Origin of the sequence: Falsiroseomonas tokyonensis (assembly GCF_019024325.1) — a bacterium.
Classification (GTDB): domain Bacteria; phylum Pseudomonadota; class Alphaproteobacteria; order Acetobacterales; family Acetobacteraceae; genus Falsiroseomonas; species Falsiroseomonas tokyonensis.
The window spans coordinates 323,038-341,150 of record NZ_JAFNJS010000004.1 but is presented as its reverse complement, the minus strand read 5'-3'; the positions used below and the strand labels follow the sequence as shown (position 1 = coordinate 341,150).

At 70.5% G+C, this 18,113-nt stretch carries 16 protein-coding genes and 1 tRNA gene; 8 read left to right on the top strand and 9 right to left on the bottom strand.

The features are described from left to right. Positions 1 to 23 precede the first annotated feature (23 nt). Positions 24 to 1,184, top strand: a complete 1,161-nt coding sequence (locus tag J3S20_RS15320; protein ID WP_216837360.1) for a hypothetical protein — start codon at positions 24 to 26, stop codon at positions 1,182 to 1,184. 52 nt (positions 1,185 to 1,236) lie between these two features. Here J3S20_RS15320 and J3S20_RS15315 read toward each other — a convergent pair whose 3' ends face one another. Next, positions 1,237 to 2,190: a LysR family transcriptional regulator gene (locus J3S20_RS15315; RefSeq protein WP_216837359.1), complete on the bottom strand. Its 954-nt coding sequence runs from the start codon at positions 2,188 to 2,190 to the stop codon at positions 1,237 to 1,239. A 106-nt stretch (positions 2,191 to 2,296) separates the two neighbouring features. Between J3S20_RS15315 and J3S20_RS15310 the strand changes: the two genes are divergently transcribed. Continuing rightward, on the top strand, positions 2,297 to 2,695 hold the full coding sequence (locus tag J3S20_RS15310) for a RidA family protein (protein WP_216837358.1): 399 nt from the start codon (positions 2,297 to 2,299) through the stop codon (positions 2,693 to 2,695). Between the two features lie 35 nt (positions 2,696 to 2,730). Continuing rightward, on the top strand, positions 2,731 to 3,093 hold the full coding sequence (locus J3S20_RS15305) for a hypothetical protein (protein ID WP_216837357.1): 363 nt from the start codon (positions 2,731 to 2,733) through the stop codon (positions 3,091 to 3,093). Positions 3,094 to 3,102: 9 nt separating this feature from the next. Here the strand turns inward: J3S20_RS15305 and J3S20_RS15300 are convergent, their stop codons facing one another. Both J3S20_RS15300 and J3S20_RS15295 read right to left on the bottom strand, forming a co-directional pair. Further along, positions 3,103 to 3,357, bottom strand: a complete 255-nt coding sequence (locus J3S20_RS15300; protein ID WP_216837356.1) for a hypothetical protein — start codon at positions 3,355 to 3,357, stop codon at positions 3,103 to 3,105. A 107-nt stretch (positions 3,358 to 3,464) separates the two neighbouring features. Further along, positions 3,465 to 3,539, bottom strand: a tRNA-Gln gene (locus tag J3S20_RS15295). 239 nt (positions 3,540 to 3,778) lie between these two features. Between J3S20_RS15295 and J3S20_RS15290 the strand changes: the two genes are divergently transcribed. Together J3S20_RS15290 and J3S20_RS15285 are read left to right on the top strand one after the other, a co-directional pair. Then, positions 3,779 to 5,506 (top strand): M10 family metallopeptidase, encoded by a 1,728-nt coding sequence (locus tag J3S20_RS15290; RefSeq protein ID WP_216837355.1) that lies wholly within the window; start codon positions 3,779 to 3,781, stop codon positions 5,504 to 5,506. Between the two features lie 133 nt (positions 5,507 to 5,639). After that, on the top strand, positions 5,640 to 5,897 hold the full coding sequence (locus J3S20_RS15285; RefSeq protein WP_216837354.1) for a hypothetical protein: 258 nt from the start codon (positions 5,640 to 5,642) through the stop codon (positions 5,895 to 5,897). Here J3S20_RS15285 and J3S20_RS15280 read toward each other — a convergent pair. Together J3S20_RS15280 and J3S20_RS15275 are read right to left on the bottom strand one after the other, a co-directional pair. Then, a complete protein-coding gene (locus J3S20_RS15280) occupies positions 5,894 to 6,076 on the bottom strand; it encodes a hypothetical protein (protein ID WP_216837353.1) in 183 nt (60 codons plus the stop codon). The genes J3S20_RS15285 and J3S20_RS15280 overlap by 4 nt on opposite strands. A gap of 567 nt (positions 6,077 to 6,643) precedes the next feature. After that, entirely contained in the window at positions 6,644 to 7,408 is a 765-nt protein-coding gene (locus J3S20_RS15275; RefSeq protein WP_216837352.1) for a creatininase family protein, read from the bottom strand. A gap of 68 nt (positions 7,409 to 7,476) precedes the next feature. Between J3S20_RS15275 and J3S20_RS15270 the strand changes: the two genes are divergently transcribed. Next, positions 7,477 to 8,730 (top strand): hypothetical protein, encoded by a 1,254-nt coding sequence (locus tag J3S20_RS15270; RefSeq protein ID WP_216837351.1) that lies wholly within the window; start codon positions 7,477 to 7,479, stop codon positions 8,728 to 8,730. Here J3S20_RS15270 and J3S20_RS15265 read toward each other — a convergent pair whose 3' ends face one another. Further along, positions 8,731 to 9,141, bottom strand: a complete 411-nt coding sequence (locus tag J3S20_RS15265) for a type IV secretion protein Rhs (RefSeq protein WP_216837350.1) — start codon at positions 9,139 to 9,141, stop codon at positions 8,731 to 8,733. 111 nt (positions 9,142 to 9,252) lie between these two features. Between J3S20_RS15265 and J3S20_RS15260 the strand changes: the two genes are divergently transcribed. Beyond that, the gene (locus J3S20_RS15260) at positions 9,253 to 11,310 is read left to right on the top strand and encodes a hydantoinase/oxoprolinase family protein (RefSeq protein ID WP_216837349.1); all 2,058 of its coding nucleotides are present in this window, start codon (positions 9,253 to 9,255) and stop codon (positions 11,308 to 11,310) included. Here the strand turns inward: J3S20_RS15260 and J3S20_RS15255 are convergent. The 3 genes from J3S20_RS15255 to J3S20_RS15245 are packed head-to-tail and all read right to left on the bottom strand — an operon-like array spanning position 11,307 to position 16,230. Next, entirely contained in the window at positions 11,307 to 13,106 is a 1,800-nt protein-coding gene (locus J3S20_RS15255) for a hydantoinase B/oxoprolinase family protein (RefSeq protein ID WP_216837348.1), read from the bottom strand. The two genes, J3S20_RS15260 and J3S20_RS15255, sit on opposite strands and share 4 nt — an antisense overlap. Next, complete coding sequence (locus tag J3S20_RS15250) at positions 13,103 to 14,494, bottom strand: M20 family metallopeptidase (RefSeq protein WP_216837347.1); 1,392 nt, start codon at positions 14,492 to 14,494, stop codon at positions 13,103 to 13,105. Before J3S20_RS15250 ends, J3S20_RS15255 begins: the two co-directional genes overlap by 4 nt. Beyond that, the gene (locus tag J3S20_RS15245; protein WP_216837346.1) at positions 14,491 to 16,230 is read right to left on the bottom strand and encodes a M28 family metallopeptidase; all 1,740 of its coding nucleotides are present in this window, start codon (positions 16,228 to 16,230) and stop codon (positions 14,491 to 14,493) included. The genes J3S20_RS15250 and J3S20_RS15245 overlap by 4 nt, the downstream gene beginning before the upstream one ends. A 164-nt stretch (positions 16,231 to 16,394) precedes the next feature. Between J3S20_RS15245 and J3S20_RS15240 the strand changes: the two genes are divergently transcribed. Further along, positions 16,395 to 18,098, top strand: a complete 1,704-nt coding sequence (locus J3S20_RS15240; RefSeq protein ID WP_216837345.1) for an ABC transporter substrate-binding protein — start codon at positions 16,395 to 16,397, stop codon at positions 18,096 to 18,098. Positions 18,099 to 18,113 lie beyond the last annotated feature (15 nt).

The window sequence follows — 18,113 nt, the reverse complement described above, 5'->3', positions numbered from 1 at the left end:
CCACGATCCCGCCAGGACACCGCATGTTCCGCACCCTTTCCCTGCTGCTCCTCGCCGCCCTGCCCGCGGCCGCCGAGACCGTCACCGTCACCCGGCTGGTGATCGCCGACCATGCGGCGCCCCGGCTGCTCGTCACCGACGCGGCGGGTGCGACGCTGCTGCAACTGAGCCTGGCGGAGCCGGTGCGGCTGCATCACGGGCTGCACCACGGCCAGGTGGCGCTGCGCGAGGCCCAGCTGGGCCGCGTGAGCCTGCTGGAGACGGGGCTGCGGCTGGAGGGGCATGGCGACCATGGCGACCTGCGGCTGGCCGCGCCCTCCCTGCTGCCGGTCGAGCTGCGGGGGCCGCGGCCGTCGCATGTCGTGGGCTCCGATGGCCGCCTCGCGGTCTTCTTCGACGGCGACGGCTCCGCCAGCCTGATCGCGGCGGGGCAGGAGGCGGCGCCGGTCCGGCTGTCCGCGGCGCATGCCCATCACGGCGTGGCCTATCCCTTCGCCAGCCTCGCCGGGCCGCGCCTGGCGATCAGCGAGGCGCCGGCCGCCGGCGAAAGGCCCTCCGCCGTCAGCCTGCGCGGTGCGGATGGCGCCGAGCTGGCGCGGCGCGAGGACTGCCCGCGCCTGCATGGCGAAGGCCGCAGCGGCGCGCTGATCGCCTTCGGCTGCGCCGATGGGGTGCTGCTGCTGGATGCGCGCAGCGGCGCCTTCCGCAAGATCGCCAATCCCGAGGGGGCCGGGGAGCGGATGGTGAGGAACCTGGCCGGCGGCGAGGATTGGCGCCTGCTGCTGGGCGATTTCGGGCCGGAGGCGATGATGGTGGTGGACCCGGAGGCCAATGCCATGCGGGTGGTGCCGCTGCCGGCACGTCGCCTGCACTTCACGCTGGACCCCGCGCGGGCCGAGACGGGCTTCGCCATCACCGAGGATGGCGTGCTGCACGCCTTCTCCACCCTGGACGGCACACCGCGCGGGCGCATCCAGGCGACCGGTCGCTACAGCCTGGAAGGCGGGGCGGCCGTCGCCCGTCCGCGGCTTTCGGCGGCGGGCGGGCTGGTGGCGGTGACCGACCCGGCCGCTGGCCGCGTGGCGCTGCATGATGCGGAGACGCTGGCCCTGCGCCAGGTGATCGAGACGGGCGGGCGCCCCTTCGACATCCGCCTGGTCTCCCTGACCGGCGAAAGCCACTGAGCCTTCAGCACGGTCGCCGGGCCCTATTGCAGCCTGGCGCCAGCGGCGCGGATCACCGCGCCCCGCCGGCCGGTCTGCCCGCGGCCTGGCGGAGCCAGGGCGCCTTCGGCGTGAAATCCGCCACCAGCCAGTCGACGAAGGCGCGCGTCTTCGCCGGCACGAGGCGCCCGGGCGGCAGGACCACCTGCACCGCCCCGTCCACGTCGAAGCGCCAGCCCGGCAGCACCCGGACCAGTCGCCCCTCGGCCAGCTCCCGCCCGATCTCCCAGTCGGAGGCAGGCAGGATGCCGGCGCCGGCGAGGCAGGCGGCGAGCAGCCCCTCGCCCTCATCCGAGACGATCGCGCCCGAGACGCGCTGGGTCACGCGCCGGTCGCCGTGCCGCAGTTCCCAGCCGCCATGGAACCGTTCCTTCGGGAAGCGGAGGCATTCATGGGCCGCCAGCTCCTCGGGTCGCGACGGCGTGCCGCGGCGCGCGAGATAGGCCGGCGCCGCGCAGAGCATCGTCTCGACGGCGGCCAGGTGGCGCACGAGGAGGCTGCTATCCGACAGCGCGCCGATGCGCACCGCCGCGTCGAAGCCTTCCGCCACCAGGTCCACGAAGCGGTCGCCATGCAGCAGTTCCAGCTCGATGGCCGGATAGGCGGCGACGAAATCCGGCAGCCGGGGCGCGATCCAGCGCCGGGCATAGGTCGCCGGCAGGCTGAGGCGCAGGCGGCCGCGGGGCGAGGCGGCCACCTCCGCGGCCTCCGCATCCGCGGCCGAGAGCTCGGCCAGGACGGTCCGGACGCGGGTCAGATAGGCGGCGCCGGCCTCGGTGAGCGTGATCCGCCGCGTCGTGCGGGACAGCAGCCGCACCCCGAGCCGGGCCTCCAGCGCATCCAGGCGGCGGGAGATGACGGAGGGGTCGCGGTCCAGCGCGCGCGCCGCGGCGGAGATGCCGCCATGCTCGACCACCGCCACGAAGGCGTCGATCTGCTCGAAGCGGGACCGCGACCGGTCTTGCATCTGATGCACGAGTCCCTTGCCAATCGCCGGGATTAAGGGGTGGGAGGCACTGATTATCTGGGTCGGGCCGGGGGAGGACCATCCCCCATCAACGAAAGGCCCTTCCATGACCCAGCTCCACGCCGTCTTTCCCCCTGGTCGCCACGCACTCTACGAGAAGCACCGCTATTCCGCGGCCATCCGCTCCGGCGATCTTCTCTTCGTCTCCGGCCAGGTCGGCAGCCGCGAGGATGGGAGCCCGGAGCCGGATTTCGCACGTCAGGTGCGGCTGGCCTTCGACAATCTCGCCGCCGTGCTGGCCGCCGCGGGCTGCAGCTTCGCCGATGTGATCGACGTGACCAGCTTCCACACCGACCCGGCCAGCCAGTTCGACACCGTGCTGGCGATCCGGGAGGGGGTGCTCGGCGCGCCGCCCTACCCGGCCTGGACGGCGGTGGGCGTCAACTGGCTCGCCGGCTTCGACTTCGAGATCAAGGTCATCGCCCGGATCCCCGCCAAGGCCTGAGCGCCACCCCCACCCCTGCCATCAGGAGACTTCGGATGAAGGTAACTGTTCACTCCCCCGCCGATGCGGCGTTCGAGCGTGCGCCCGGGCTGGATGAGGAGGTTTTCGTCGCCAACCTGGTCGATGAGCGTCACGGCGGGCCGATCACCATCGGCTACGGGCGCTACGGCCCGGGCCAGGGCCTGCGGGAGAGGATGGCCGTGGACGATGTGATGATCGTCCTCGAAGGCCGGCTGACCATCACCTCCGCGGCCGGCGAGCGCACCGCGGCGCGGGGCGACATCGTCCATATGCCGAAGGGCGAGACGGTCGGCATCCGGGCGCGGGAGGAGGGCGCCCTGACCGCCTATGTCACCTTCCCGCATTGGCGCACGGCGCGCGAGGCGGCGGAGGGCTGAGTCCGCCGCTCAGGCGGACAGCGCCCGCGCGATCGCGGCGGCGCCCAGGCGGGCGGTGGCCAGCAGCCGCTCCGCGCCATGGCCGTCGCGGGCCATGGCGGACAGGCCGGTCATCAGCGTCACGACATAATCGGCCAGCGGCTCTGCCAGCTCCGGATGGCTGGCGGCGATGAAGCGGCGGATCCGGTCCTCGGCCGCCGAGCCCAGGCTGCGGGCGGCCTCCCGCGCCTCGGGCGCGCTGCAGCGGCCGCCCTCGATCACCATGCAGCCGGCACCTCGCGGCTTCGCATAAGCCTTCGAGCGCACGGGGGCGGGGCTGACGGCGCCGCCGCCTGCCGGATAATGCCTGCAACGGTCGGCTGGCGAGGGGCTGGTTGGGGCGCCAGGATTCGAACCTGGGAATGGCGGTACCAAAAACCGCTGCCTTACCACTTGGCGACGCCCCATCGCCGGCCCCCGGGTAGCGCAGCCGGCGCCGGGCTGCAACCGGGCGGGCGCGGGCGCGCCGCATTCACGCCCGGTTCATCGCGTCGCAGCACAATGCCCGGGCGGGGCCTGCCGGCGCGGGCCTCGTGACCAGCCCCGCAACAGGCGGAGGGCAGGCACCGGGCGAGACCTCGGCCGCAAAAGCGGCCCCGGACGCAGCCGCGGGCCGAGGCGCCGGACGATCCGGAATTTCGAAGCCATGTGCTGGCTTTGCCGGCCCCATAATGGGGCCCCCGAGGGCGGCGCCGCCGCCGGCGGCACGCTGCGTGCGGACCAACCGCAGGAAACCGCGCCGCGCTTCCAGTTCACCAGCTCCGGCCATGCCGGGGTGGACGGCCTGCTGAGTGGCTATGCCTGGGACATGGGCGACCCTGTCAGCTTCGCCTTCCCGGACAGCGGCAACGACTACGAAGCGTGGTACGGCACCAGCGAGCCGACCCGCGGCTTCTCCCCGGTCAGCGCCATGATGCGCGACGCGGTGCGCAAGATCCTGGTGGGCGAGGCGAGCGGCGGGCCCGGCAGCCCTGGCGTCGCCGTCACCGGCTTCACCAACCTGGCGATCGTCGAGGCATCCCAGGACTGGGCCGCCGATATCCGCGTCGCCCGCTCCTCCGTCCCCTCCACCGCCTGGGCCTATTATCCGAATGGGCGGGAGGGCGGCGATGTCTGGTTCGGCAGCCGCAGCAGCTTCACCACGCCGACGCTCGGCAGCTACGGCTTCCTGGTGGCGGTGCACGAACTCGGCCACAGCCTCGGCCTCAAGCATCCCCACGAATCCGCCAATGGATTCGGCGCCATGCCGCTGACCTGGGACACGATGGAATTCACCGTCATGTCCTATCGCTCGCATGAGGGGCTGGCGACGACCAACGGCTATACCAACGGCACCTACGACTACGCCCAAAGCTGGATGATGCTGGACATCGCCGCGCTGCAGCACCTCTACGGCGCCGACTACACCGCCCGCGCCGGCCATACCCGCTACAGCTGGAATCCCGTGACCGGGGAGACGCTGATCGACGGCATCGGCCAGGGCGCGCCCGGCGCCAACCGGGTCTTCCTGACCATCTGGGATGGCGGCGGCATCGATAGCTACGACCTCTCGGCCTATGCCAATGGCGTGGCGGTGGACCTGGCGCCCGGCGCCTGGTCCGTCACCGCCGCGGACCAGCTGGCCAGGCTGGATACGCGCGCGGGGCTGGAGGAACTGGCCCGCGGCAATGTCTTCAATGCCATGCTGTTCCAGGGCAATGCCGCCTCCCTCATCGAGAATGCGCTGGGTGGCGCCGGGGCGGATACGCTGTCGGGCAATGAGGCGATGAACCACCTCTCCGGCGGCGCCGGGCGGGACCTGCTGCAGGGCCGCGACGGCGACGACGTGCTGGATGGCGGCAGCGGCGCCGATACGCTGGAAGGCGGCAGCGGGCACGACCGCTACCTGGTGGAGTCCTCCAGCGACGTGGTGCGGGAGACCGCGGGCCAGGGCACCGATACGATCGTGGGCGCCGCCCTGTCCCGCGTGACGCTGCCGGATGCGGTGGAGGCCCTGGTGCTGGGCGCCGGCACCATCACCGGCATCGGCAATGCGCTCGGCAACCTGATGACCGGCAATGCCCTGGCCAACCGGCTGGAGGGGCGCGAGGGCGCCGACCTGCTGGAGGGCCGCGGCGGCAACGACACGCTGCTGGGCGGCGCCGGCGCGGATATCTTCGTGCTGCGCCACGGCGACGATTTCGACCGTATCGAGGATTTCACCAGCGGCACGGACCTGCTGGCGCTCACCGGCTTCGGCCGCAGCGCCAGCGCGATCCTGGCGCTGGCGGTGCAGGTGACGGACGGGCTGCGCATCGACCTCGGCGATGGCGACGGCGTGCTGCTGGCGGGGCTGACGCGGGGGCAGCTGACCGTGGCGGATATCGTCGCCTAGTTGTCGTGGCTATGGAGGTTGTCCCCCCGGGCCTGAGGGCTGGCATGTGCCAACGAGGCGATGCGGCAACGTAATGCAGTGGCGGATCCGTGCAGCGGCTGCCATGGTGACGACTTCAAGGAAAGAACCGTCCATGCAGATCGCGCGCATTGCCTCCTTCGCCGCCGGGTTCCTTGCAGGCGGCATCGTCCTGGGCGGCTACGTGGCCCACGCCCGCATCACCTCGGTGAATCTCTCCATCGGCGGGGTGCTGCCGAATAGCGAGGGGGGCCTGCTCTGCGTCACCGCTGCGAATGCGGTGCGACCTTCTATCCGTGGGACCTGGCGGGAAGGCACCGTCGGTGTGCCGGGCGGCACCGCCACCGGGATCTGGATGCGCTGCCCGGCCTAGAGCTGTTGGACTTCCCGACTTTGCAGCAGCACCAGCGCCTGCCGCACGATGTCGAAGATGTCCTCGATGCGGCGGGCGAGGTTCTGCAGGAGAGAGGTGAGGCCCAGCTCCTCGTCGATGGCGTCGGCACGGCATGGATGGAGGTTCGGCTGGGGAGGGGTATCGAGCGTGCAACTCATGAGAAATGACGCGGCCCGTCGAAGCTCGGGGTCGTATTTCGAGCCGTCATAGGAGACGCCCCTATGCTTCTGGGCAGGGCGCGACCGTATCTCGATTATCCCGGCGCGCGTGCCCTGCTCCTATCGAACCGTATCCGGCGGAATGTTGCCAGCCGGTCCCTCAGGGCGTGCGATCGCCACTCCGCGGGCATGCCCTCGCGCCACGCCTGCACGCGCAGAACGGGCAACATGAGCACGGCGTCGCCACGCGGCTCGCTGGGCCGCATCTCCTCCGGCCGCAGATAAAGCCGTCCGGTGGTCGCGATGGGCGCGGGCGACGGCTGGCCACCGGGCATCTGGAAGGCGAAGCCAAAGCTGTTCCAGCGGTTCACCTGCTGCCGTCGCATCCGCTCCAGCGCCCCGCCGGAGGGCGCGCCGGGAGGTGGGCGAGCGGCAGGTGGAAGGTGTGGCCCGCGACCTCGACCGTGATGATCTCGGACGCCTCGCGGGCGCCCTGCGCCGCGCCCGCGCCCGGCGCGAGCAACGCCGCCCAGCCGGGCGACGCAAGCGAGGAAACATCATCCCGTCCTAGGACCACAGCTCCGGCCGGGCGAACTCCTCGGACAGGCGCTTGGCCGCCGCCTCCAGCAGCCGTTCCCCCTTCTCGGCGCTGGCGCTGCGCGGGTCGCCGATGACGCCGGTATCGGTCATCTCGGCAAACGGGCGGCTGCGCTTGAAGCCGGGCGGGGCAGGGGGCGCGAAGCGTTTCGGCACCGCGGCCTGGATGCGGTCCGTGCGCACGCAATCGGGCGCCACGGCCATCATCATCGAGGTCTCGGCCTCGCAGGCATGCATGACATTGGGCTGGCTTTCCAGGATCGGCCCAAAGGTGTCGGCATTGGCGAGCCAATAGGTCAGCCCCACCACCGGCACGCCGAGGCTGCGGGTCAGCTCGATGGCGGCGCTGGCGACCGCCTCGGTATTGCCGCCATGGCCATTGACCAGGGCGATGCGCCGGAATCCGTGCCGCGCCACGCTGCGGGCGATGCCGCCGACCAGTGCGGAGAAGGTGGCGAGGTCCAGCGTCATGGTGCCGCCGAAGGCCATGTGGTGCTCGGCGAGGCCGGACCAGATGGTGGGGGTGACCAGCGCCGGTTGGCCGGCCGCGAGCATCCGCCGCGCCGTGCGTTCCGCCACCGCCGTGGCCAGCAGCGTATCCACGCCCACCGCCAGATGCGGGCCGTGCTGCTCGATGGAGGCGACGGGGATCAGCACCACCGTCTCCGGGGTGGCGCGCGCCTGGATCTCGGCGGCGGTCAGCCGCGCCCAGAACACCTCTGCATCGATCGTCATGCCCGCACATTCCCGTCTGGTTGCACGAACAGGCTAGACCAGCGGCGCGGAGGCGGCATCCTGTGTGCATGCGCATCCTGCCGCTTCTCCTCGCTTTGCTGCTCTCCACGCCGGTTGCGGCGCAGGAGGCCGTGCATGGCGGCCCGGTGCGGGCCCTGGCGGTGGCGGAGGATGGCGGCCTGGCCTCGGCCGGATTCGACCAGGCGATCATTTTGTGGGCGCCGGACGGGCTGCGGGCGCGGGCGGTGCTGCGCTGGCACCAGGGCGCGGTGAATGCCCTGGCGGCGCTGCCCGGCGGGATGCTGGCCAGCAGCGGGGAGGATGGGCTGGTGGCGCTCTGGCCGCCCCGGCCGGGGCCGGAGCCGCTCCGCGTGCTGACGGGACATGACGGGCCGGTGGCGGGGCTGGCGGCGGCGGGCGCGCGCCTGGCCTCGGCCTCCTGGGACGGCACGGCGCGGGTCTGGGATCTTTCGGGAAGCGCCGCCCGGGTCCTGCAGGGGCATCAGGGCCAGGTGAATGCAGTCGCCTTCCGCAGCGACGGGTTGGTGGCCACCGCCGGCTTCGACGGCACGTTGCGAATCTGGCCGGAGGGGGAGGCGCCACGCACCCTGGCGGAATTCGGCCCGCCGCTGAACGCGCTGGCGGCGCTGCCCGGCGGCCTGCTGGCGGTGGGCGGGGCGGAGGGCGCGCTGCGCCTGGTGGCCCCCGACGGCGGGGTGCGGGAGGTGCAGGCGGGCGCCCGGCCGATCGTGGCGCTCGCAGCCTCCCCGGACGGCACGCAACTCGCCGCCGCCGGCCTCGGCGGCAGCGTCACGATCTGGGAGGTGGCGACGCTGCGCCTGCGCCACACGCTGGAGGGGCCGGGCCTGCCGGTCTGGTCCGTCGCCTGGGCGCCGGACGGGAACAGCCTGTTCACGGGCGGCACGGATCGCCGCGTGCGCCGCTGGAGTTCGGCGACCGGCCGGCCCATGGGTCCGGTGGAGGGTCCGGCGGAGGAGGCCGTGCCGGCCGGCCTGCACCCCCAGGGCGCCCGCGTCTTCCGCGCCTGCGCCGCCTGCCATGCGCTGGAGGCCACGGCGCCGCCCATGGCCGGCCCGCATCTGCACGGCATTTTCGGCCGCCGCATGGGGTCGCTCCCCGGCTACGCCTATTCGGAGCGCCTGGCCCGCGGCGATATCGTCTGGACGCGGGAGACGGTGGCGGATCTCTTCACCCGCGGCCCGGATGAGGTGACGCCGGGCACCCGCATGCCCATTCAGACCGTGGGCAATGCAGAGGAGCTTTCCGCGCTGCTCGATTTCCTCGAAGCCGCGACGCGGTAGCTACTTCTGCAGCCGGCCCGTGCTGCGGCCCTGGCTGTCGTAGAAGCGGGTGGTGTCGCCACGGGTCTCGGCACGGCCCTGGCTGCGGCCGCTCGCATCATAGTCCCGCCGCGTGCTGTCGCGCGTCTCGCTGCGGCCAGTGGCGCGGCCCTGCGCATCGTAGTGACGCTGCGTCTCGCCGCGCTGCTCGCTGCGGCCGGTGCTGCGCCCCTGCGCATCATAGTGGCGCGTGACGCCGTCGCGGGTTTCGCTGCGACCCGTGTTGCGGCCCTGGCTGTCGTAGTAGCGCGTGGTGTCTCCGCGCGTCTCGGCGCGACCCGTGGCGCGGCCCTGGCTGTCATAGGAACGCTGCGTCTGCGCCACGGCAGGCAGCGCAAGCAGAAGCGACAGAAGCAGGACGGCGAGGCGCATGCGGCGAGATTGCCAGGGCCTGATTAACAGGACGATGCCAAAATCGGCCGCGCCCGATTTCCCCCCGCCACGGAGTATCCTAGCATCCCGGCTGCACAAGACGGGGCTGGCATGACGGACGATCGCGCGCAGGGCTCTCTTTCCATCGCCGTCGATGCCGGCGGCACCTTCACCGACATCGTGCTGGTGGACCGCGACAGCGGCCGGCGCTGGCAGGCCAAGGTGCCCTCCACTCCCGCCGACAGATCGCAGGCTTTCGCGGATGGCATCGCCCAGATCTTGGCCCAGGCCGGCCGCGCGGCCGCGCAGGTGACGCATGTGCTGCACGGCACGACCGTGGCGACGAATGCGATCCTCGAACACAAGGGAACGCAGGCCGGGCTGCTGACCACGCAGGGCCTGCGCCATGTGCTGGAGATCGGCCGGCACGACATTCCGCGGCACGAGAACCTCTATGCCTGGGTGAAGCCGCGCCGCCCGATCCCGCCCGAACACGTGCTGGAAGCGCGCGAACGCCTGGCCGCCGATGGCAGCGTGGTGACGCCGCTGGAGGAGGACGATGTGCGCGCCGCCGCCGCCGAATTCCGCCGACTCGGCGTGCAGGCCGTGGCCGTGTGCTTCCTGCATGCCTATGCCGATCCGCGCCACGAGCAGCGCGCCGGCGCCATCCTGGCGGAGGCGCTGCCCGGCATTCCCATCACGCTCTCGACCGAAGTGCTGCCCGTCTTCCGCGAATACGAACGCAGCATGGCCACCGCGCTGAACGCCTATGTCATGCCCGCCGTCGCCACCTATGTCCGCCGCGTGGAGGATCGACTTCGCGACGGCGGCATCAGCGCGCCGCTGCTGCTGATGAAATCGAGCGGCGGCGTGATCCGCGGCGAGGGCGCGGCCAGGCAGCCGGTGCAGACCGCGCTTTCCGGCCCCGCGGCAGGCGTGGTGGGGGCGCGCGCGGTCGGCCTGCGGTCCGGGCATCCGCGGCTGATCACGCTGGATGTCGGCGGCACCTCCGCCGATATCAGCCTGATCGACGGGGAGCCGCGGCTGACCAGCGAGGGCCGCGTCGGCGACTGGCCGCTGACCCTGCCGATGATCGATATCCACACCATCGGCGCCGGCGGCGGCTCCATCGCGCGCGTCTCGCCGGAAGGCGCGCTGCTGGTGGGCCCGGAGAGCGCCGGCGCCGATCCCGGCCCCGTCGCCTATGGCCGCAGTGGGGAGGCGCCGACGCTGACGGATGCGAACCTGGTGCTCGGCCGCCTGCCGCCCTCGCTGCTGGATGGCAGCATCCGGCTCGACGTGGACGCCGCCGCGCGCGCCATCGAGACGCGCATCGCGAAGCCGCTGGGCCTCAGCCTGCAGGATGCGGCGCGCGGCATCGTGGCGGTGGCGGACAATGCCATGGCCGGCGCGATCCGCGTCGTCTCCGTCCAGCGCGGCCACGATCCCCAGGATTTTGCACTGTTTCCCTTCGGCGGTGCGGGGCCGTTGCAGGCGGGCGCGATCGCGCGGTTGCTGGGCATGACGCGCATCCTGGTGCCGGCGCGGCCCGGCGTGCTCTCCGCCGAGGGGCTTCTGGCCGCGCCGCTGCGCAACGAATTTGCGCGGACGGTGATGCTGCGCGCGCCGGTGACCGATGTGGCGCCGCTGGCCAGCGCCTTCGGCGCGCTGGATGCGGAGGCCGCTTCCTGGCTGGTGGCGGAAGCGGTGCCGGAGGGCGCGCGCGAGATCCGTTGGCGCGTCGGCATGCGCTATATGCACCAGGGCTTCGAGCTTTACGTGGAATGGCCCGGCCGTGTTGCCGATGCCGCCGCGCTGGCCGCGGCGGTGGAGCGCTTCCACGCGCAGCACGAACAGCTCTACACTTTTGCGCAGCGCGACACGCCGGTGGAGATCGTGACGCTGGAAGTCACCGCGCTCGGCACGCTGCCGGGTCCGGCGGCGGAGGCCGCGCCGCCCGCCGGCGAGACTGGCCACACTGCGACGGCGCTGGTGCATCTGGAATCCGGCCCGGCGCAGGTGCCGGTCTGGCGCCGCGATTCACTCGGCGCCGGCGCCGTGCTGCGCGGCCCGGGCATCGTCGTACAGATGGATGCGACGACCTGGCTGCACGAGGGCGACGTTGCGACGCTCGACGCTTTTGGAAACTTGGTGGTGGAGGTCGGCTAACTCGCCATCGCTTCCCACCAGGCATCCGCATCGCGGTGCTGGCCGTGCCGGTGGAACATCGCGGTGTTGTCTCGGCGCTGGTCGCGCAGCGCCGTGGTCGCCGCCTCATCCACCTCGCGATCCGGGCCTTCGCGGAAGACCACGCCGTAATCCGCGCGCGCGCCATCTTCCGTGATGAAGCCGCCCCGCAGATCCTGCCGCACGCGCCAGGGTTCACGCGCGAAGGGATCGCCCCAGCCGCCGCCGCCGGTGGATTCCATGCGCACCACATCGCCGCGCTTCATCGGGATGCCTTGCGCCAGGCGCGGCAATTCGCGCTCGTTTGGCGTGCCGGGATTCAGCACAAAACGCCCGGGGCGGCCGCTCTCGCCGCCCTTCGCGCCCCAGGGCGGGTTGTCCACATTGTCCATGCGCGTGTTGAGCGTGGCGCCATCCACCAGCACCTCCATCTCCCGCACCATGCCGCAGCCGCCGCGCCAGCGCCCGGGGCCGCCGGAATCGGCGCGGATGGCGTAGGTGCGGATGCGAACGGGCATATCGGTCTCAAGGAACTCGATCGGATAGTTCTGCTGCGCGACGTAGTAGATGACGTCGAGCCCATCGGCGAAAGGCCGCGCGCCCTGGCCGGTGCCGTGGCCGCCGGATTTGTAGAACAGCGAACCATCCGCGGGCTGCCGCCCCGTCAGCGTATAGATGGTGTAGATCGAGCTCGCCGCCGGGCTTTCGCCCTCCGTCGCCTGCGCGATCAGGCCGAGGCAGCTGGAGATGACGCGCGCCAGGGTGTTCGATCGCTGGCCGAGCGGCGCCGGAAAGGCGGGCTGTATGATGGTGCCGTCCTTCGTCCGCACATCGGCGATGGCGCGCAGCAGGCCCTCGTTCATCATCAGCCCCGGCTCGTCGCGCAGCAGATACAGGCCGAAGACGGTATTGGGCACGGTGGGGTTCATCAGGAAGTTGATGGGGCCCTTGGCCTGCGCGTCGGACTCCGTGGTGTCCAGCGTGAACCCGTCCTCGCGGGATTCCAGCGTGAAGCGCACCGTGAAGGGCCCGCCGCCCTTGCCGTCGCCATCGACGCGATCGGCAAAGCGCCAGCTGCCGCCGGGCGGAAACAGCTCCGCCAGGCGCCGGCGAAACACGCGCGAGGACTGGTCGATCATTGTCTCGACCGCGCCCAGCAGCACCTCCGTGCCGAAGCGCGAAAAGAGTTCCGCAAGCCGCTTCTCGCCCAGCCGCACCGCCGCCGTCAGCGCCCGCGTATCGCCGCGCGCATGCTGCGGGAAGCGGGAGTTGCGGACAAAGGTCTCAAAGAGATCGGTGTTTAGTACGCCTTCGCGGTAGAGCCGCACCGGCGGCACGATGATGCCTTCCTGGAAGATGCTTTCGGTGCCCGGCGTGTTTGAGCCCGGCCAGGCGCCGCCGATGTCCCGGAAATGCGCCCAGCTCTGCGCGAAGGCGACCAGCCGGCCCTCCACGAAGACCGGCGTGGCAAAGACCTGGTCCGAGGTGTGCGAGACGCCGCCGCGGGAGGCGTAGCAATCATTGTACCAGATGATATCGCCCGGCCTGATGTCCTCCGCCGGAAAGCGGTCGAGGATCGGCCGCAGCACGTCGCCGAAGAGCGGCAGCTTGGTGCCGGTCACCAGCCTTCCATCGGCGCCGTAGAAGCCGATGAAATAGTCCTGCTTCTCCCGAATCACCGGCGACATGGCGGTGCGTTCCAGCAGCGCCTCGCACTCCGCCTGGGCCGAGCGCAGCGCGCCCTTGATGATCTCGACGGTGACGGCGCTGACGCTCATTTCGGCCATTCCTGCTCGCCCAGATCCCAGAAGACGCCGGCTGCGATCTGCAGCCCCTCGCGCATCAGCGGCAGCAGCGCGTGTTCGTTCGGCGCGTGCTGCGAACAGCCGCTGTAAGAGTGGGGGATGTAGAGCGTGGGCAGGCCGAGCGTGACCGCAAAGGTGTCGTTGGGCAGGGACCCGCCGGCATTCGGCACGACCATCGGCGCCTTGCCGGTGCTGCGCTGGATCGACTCCGCGACGAAGCGTGGCCAGGGCCCGTCCGGATCCATCCGCGTCGCCGCCCATTCCGCGCCGGATTTCACCGGCTCCACCGTCACATCATCGAAGCCTGCCTCGGCAAGATGCTTTCGGATGGCCGGGATGAAGGTGTCGGGCGGCCGGTCCACCGTGTAGCGAATCTGGCAGCGGGCAAAGGCTTCCGGCGGCACGGCATTCACCGGCGCTTCCGGATGCCCGCATTTGAAGGCGAGAACCTCGAATGTGTTCCAGCCGAAGACTTTCTCGGCGGCAGTCAGGCCGCGCTCGCCCCACCAGTGATTGATCTCCGGCCCATCCTCGCCGCCATCCACCGCGCAATGCGCAAGCGCCGCGCGCACGCTGTTGGGGATACGCTCTGGCAGGATATCGCGCACCAGCACATGGCCGTCGCGGTCGATGATGCTGGCGATGGCATGCGCCAGCCGCACACCGGGATTGGCAAGCAGCCCGCCCCAATTGCCCGAATGGTGACCACCCTCGCGATACTTCACGCGCAGATCCATGCTGAGCGCGCCGCGCGTGCCGAGCACCAGCGCCGGCACATCCGGCACCAGGCGCGGCCCGTCCGAGGCGATCAGCACATCGGCCCGCAACTCGTCCCGATGCGCGCGGCAGAATTCGTCGATGCCGGGGGAGCCGACTTCCTCGCTGGTCTCCAGCAGGATGATGACGTTGAAGCCGAGCCTGCCGCGCACCTTCAGCACCGCTTCCAGCGCCGCCAGGTTGCAGCAGTGCTGCCCCTTGTTATCGACGATGCCGCGGCCGTAGAGCCGTTCCCCGCGCTGCGTCAGCACATAGGGCGAGAGCCCCTCATGCCATTCGGCATCCAGCCCGCGCACCGTATCGCCATGGCCATAGGTCAGCAGCGTCGGCAGCTTCTCGTCCTCGATGCGCCGGCCGATCAGGAAGGGGCCGCCCTTGCCGGTGGGATTCGCATGGATGCTGCAGGTGAAGCCGATGCGCCGCAAATCCGGCGCCATCTCCTGCTCCAGGTAGCGCCACAGGCCGGGGCCGCTATCGGCGTCCTGGCTCGGCGTCGGGCAGGCGACGCGCCGGGCAAGCAGCGCCAGCAGGCTGCCATCATCCAGCAGCCCGCTCGCGGCGGCGATCGCGGCCTCGCGCGTCATGCCGCGCTGGCCTGCTGCACGCGGCGCGTGGCGGCGCGCAGCGCCGCGACGAAGCGGTTTTGGCCGCGCATCAGCTCCACCTGCGCGGGTTTTTGGAGCGCGGCCTCGAGCTGCGGCAGTTCCGCCGCCACAGCGAGGCCGGGCAAGGGCGGCACGGTATAGGCCGGGTCATGCGCGAAGCGGGCCTCCCGCGTGTAGTTGATCGGCACCAAAATCCGGGAAAGTTCGTGCACGGCCGCATTGCGCGCCGCGATCGGCGCTTTGGCCAGCGTGCCCAGCGCCTCCCGCAGTCCTGCGACCGCAGCCTTCGCCGCCGAAAGATCCGCCGCACCGGCAGATGCCTTTTCATAGCCTGCGATGGTCGCGTCGAACTCGTCGCAGGTCGCGGTCCAGTCGAAGGGCAGCGCCTCCGCATTCACGATGCGCAGGATCGACAAAAGATAGATCTTCATGTCGGTCATCAGCACGGCCTGGTCGGCGATCTCCAGCGTGTCGTTCTCCGTATGCCAGGCGATATTCGCGCCGCAGCCAGAGACGTCGTAGTAGCCCTTCTCCTTGCGCAGCGCCTCCGGCATCGTGCTGGACAGCATGAAGAAGCTGGGCAGGCCGATATTGTTGAAGGAATAGTCGCCGGCCTGCGGCGGCCGCATGGTCTTGATATCCGCCTCCGGCACCACGTCGCGGATCGCGCCGACGGCCAGCGCGGCGCTTTCGGTGAAGGCGCGGGTCTGGTGGTAGCTGGTGGCCCAGCGGCAGCCGGGGCTGTCGCAATTCACCTGTGCCAGGCAGTTTTCGTCCAGCTCCAGCGCGAAGGCATCGGTGAACCAGGTGGAGCCGGCGTAGCGCCCCGTCGAATGCCCCGGCCACCAGGCGATCTTCACGCTGCGCTTCAGCTCGCCGCGCTTCGTCCAGAGCACGCGCGCGAGCTCCAGCATCGTCGCATCGCCCGTGGCATTATCGCCGACGCCGACTTCCCAGCTGTCGTAATGCCCGTGCAGCAGCACGAATTTCTCCGAATCCTCGGCGCCGGGGATGTTGACCACGGGAATCTTCTGCGGGAACCAGCCTTCCTGCATATCCGTCATGATGGTCGCCTCGCCGCCCGCTTCCGCCAGCGCCATCAGCTTCTGGCCATCCGGGTTGTTCACGGCGACAACAGGAATCTTCGGCTTGCGCGGCAGGTCGTGCAGGTCCGGGCTGCCCCAGATGGTGGTGCAGGTACCCCAATGGATGTCGATGCCCGGATTGACGGCGATGAGGCCCAGGCCGCCCCATTCCTCAATCAGGCTGGTCAGCGCCGGATTCCCGAAACCCTGCATGATGACGATCTTGCCGCCGACCTTCTGCTTCACCTCCTCCACCGAGGAAATCGAGCCGCCGAAGAGCGTCTTGATGTCGCGGGAATAGGAGCGCAGCGCCTTCGGATTCGCGTCCAGCTTCACCAGCGGCGCCGTGCGCCCGCCTGGCACCGGCAGGGCGGAGGAAGGCGGCTTGGCGCGATAGGTGACGCCGCCCGCGGTGACGGAGGCATCGAGCGGCACCGAAAGGCAGATCTCCGGCTCATGCACCTCCACCGGAATGCCGTGCTTGCGCAGCTTCGCCACGATGACGTCCGCCGCCTTGTTCACATCCTCCGGCCGCCAGCGATGCATGCCAGCGAAGGTGGTCACCAGGTCCCAGGGTGCATCCAGGCTGATGGCATCCAGGAAGCGCTGTTCTTCGGTGGTGATGGGCATCGGTGAGCTCCCTCTCGCGGCGCGGCGGGAGATGCCAGCACCAGCGGCCGCATTGCGCAAGCCGTCTAGCCTGATGCCGAAACGCGATCGCGCGTTTCGCACAAATCTATGGTGCGTCTGGCACGGATTGTGCTGACATCGGCGTGCCATTCGGGGAAGCCGCCATGAATCGTCGCACAATGCTGCTCGCCGCCTCATCGCTCGCCGGGCTTGCCGGCCTGTCGCGGACGCCTCTCGGCGGCGGTTCGGCCTTGGCACAGGCGGCGCAGGGCGATCCGATCCGTCCGCTGGTGCTGCTGACGCGCCCGCAGGCCGCGGCGCCGGCGGCCTATCAGGCGGCGGAGCTGATTGCACAGGAATGGCGCAAGCTTGGCCTGCAAATCGAGCTTCGGCCGCTGCCGAACCAGCAGATGAGCCAGGTGGTCTGGTACGAGCGCCAGCGCTGGGACGCGACCATGTGGCAGATGGTCGGCCGGCCGGAGCGCGGCGATCCTGACGAGATGGTCTATAACCTGCTGCACTCCGCGAACATCGCCACCGGCTACAATTTCGTCGGCTACAACAACCCCGCCTATGACCGCCTGGCCGAGGCGCAGCGCAGCGAGATGGACCAGGCCCGACGCCAGCAGTTGGTTCGCCAGGTGCAGGAGGTGGTGAACCAGGACCAGCCCTACGCCTTCCTGGTGCATCCGGTGAACCTGCAGGCCTTCAACAAGCAGATCTTCGTCGAATCCAGCGCGGTGAACCAGGCGGGCCTCGGGATCCGCAACTTCTGGAACTGGATCAGCCTGCAGCCGGCCGGCCCGCAGCGCGATATCATCGTCAACAGCACGGAGCCGGTGAAAGCGACGAACCCCTTCTACGTCAGCGGCGCGCCGGATAGCTGGGTGACCGACCTGGTCTGGGACCGGCTGATGCGCGTGGGCCCCGATGGCCTGCCGCAGCCCTGGGCCGCCGAGAAGGTTGAGCAGCCTGACCCGCTGACCATCATCTGCACGCTGCGCGACGGCATGGCCTTCCACAATGGCGACCCGGTGACGGCGGAGGATGTCGTCTTCTCCTTTGAGGCACCCGGCGTCGGTAACGAATCGCCGATGTACCGCCCCTTCGTGCAGAACATCGCCAGCGTCGTCGCCGCCGATGCGAAGACCGTGCGCTTCACGCTGAAGCGGCCCGACGCCGCCTTCCGAATCGCCGTGCTCGCCAAGCTGAACATCGTACAGAAGAAGACCTGGGCACCGGTGCTGGCGGACTACCAGAACCGGCCCGAGAATTTGGAATCCTATGTCGAGGAGCGCCCGATCGGCTCCGGCCCCTACCGCTTCGTCCGCTCGCGGGTGAATGAGGAAGTGGTGCTGGAGGCGAATCCGAATCACTGGGCGAAGCCGAAGGCCGATCGCTGGATCATGCGCATCATCACCAATACGGAAGCCACGCTCGGTGCCTTCCGTCGCGGCGAGATCAATGTGCTGGCCGACTATTTCGGCGACCCCGACCTGGTGAAGGAAATGGCCGCGCAGATGCCGCGCATGATCGCCGTGCGGGAGGAAGTGGACATCGGCTTCCAGTTCGTCGGCATGAACCTGCGCCGCCCGCCCTTCTCCGACGCTGCCTTCCGCCGTGCGCTTTCCGCCGCCGTGAATCGCGAGATGATGGCGGGCGCCGCCTGGAACGGCCAGGCCGTGCCGTCGAACTCCATGGTCTCGCCGGCGCTCGCCGCCTGGCATGATGAGGGAATCGTCGGGCGCGTGCCCGGCGGCAATCTCGCCGGGGCGCAGCGCCTGCTGCGGGAGGCGGGCTATCGCGTGGTGAATGGTCGGCTGCACTACCCGGCCGGGGTGCGCGAGACCACGACGCCGTATCAGTGAAAGGCACACGCCTCT

Bases quoted from the DNA above. Each gene is read 5' to 3' on its own strand.
- J3S20_RS15280 (WP_216837353.1), bottom strand. From the start codon at position 6,076: ATGAGTTGCACGCTCGATACCCCTCCCCAGCCGAACCTCCATCCATGC.
- J3S20_RS15270 (WP_216837351.1), top strand. From the start codon at position 7,477: ATGCGCATCCTGCCGCTTCTCCTCGCTTTGCTGCTCTCCACGCCGGTT.
- J3S20_RS15300 (WP_216837356.1), bottom strand. From the start codon at position 3,357: ATGGTGATCGAGGGCGGCCGCTGCAGCGCGCCCGAGGCGCGGGAGGCC.
- J3S20_RS15320 (WP_216837360.1), top strand. From the start codon at position 24: ATGTTCCGCACCCTTTCCCTGCTGCTCCTCGCCGCCCTGCCCGCGGCC.
- J3S20_RS15245 (WP_216837346.1), bottom strand. From the start codon at position 16,230: ATGCCCATCACCACCGAAGAACAGCGCTTCCTGGATGCCATCAGCCTG.
- J3S20_RS15265 (WP_216837350.1), bottom strand. From the start codon at position 9,141: ATGCGCCTCGCCGTCCTGCTTCTGTCGCTTCTGCTTGCGCTGCCTGCC.
- J3S20_RS15275 (WP_216837352.1), bottom strand. From the start codon at position 7,408: ATGACGATCGATGCAGAGGTGTTCTGGGCGCGGCTGACCGCCGCCGAG.
- J3S20_RS15240 (WP_216837345.1), top strand. From the start codon at position 16,395: ATGAATCGTCGCACAATGCTGCTCGCCGCCTCATCGCTCGCCGGGCTT.
- J3S20_RS15310 (WP_216837358.1), top strand. From the start codon at position 2,297: ATGACCCAGCTCCACGCCGTCTTTCCCCCTGGTCGCCACGCACTCTAC.
- J3S20_RS15305 (WP_216837357.1), top strand. From the start codon at position 2,731: ATGAAGGTAACTGTTCACTCCCCCGCCGATGCGGCGTTCGAGCGTGCG.
- J3S20_RS15315 (WP_216837359.1), bottom strand. From the start codon at position 2,190: ATGCAAGACCGGTCGCGGTCCCGCTTCGAGCAGATCGACGCCTTCGTG.
- J3S20_RS15260 (WP_216837349.1), top strand. From the start codon at position 9,253: ATGACGGACGATCGCGCGCAGGGCTCTCTTTCCATCGCCGTCGATGCC.
- J3S20_RS15255 (WP_216837348.1), bottom strand. From the start codon at position 13,106: ATGAGCGTCAGCGCCGTCACCGTCGAGATCATCAAGGGCGCGCTGCGC.
- J3S20_RS15250 (WP_216837347.1), bottom strand. From the start codon at position 14,494: ATGACGCGCGAGGCCGCGATCGCCGCCGCGAGCGGGCTGCTGGATGAT.
- J3S20_RS15285 (WP_216837354.1), top strand. From the start codon at position 5,640: ATGCAGATCGCGCGCATTGCCTCCTTCGCCGCCGGGTTCCTTGCAGGC.
- J3S20_RS15290 (WP_216837355.1), top strand. From the start codon at position 3,779: ATGTGCTGGCTTTGCCGGCCCCATAATGGGGCCCCCGAGGGCGGCGCC.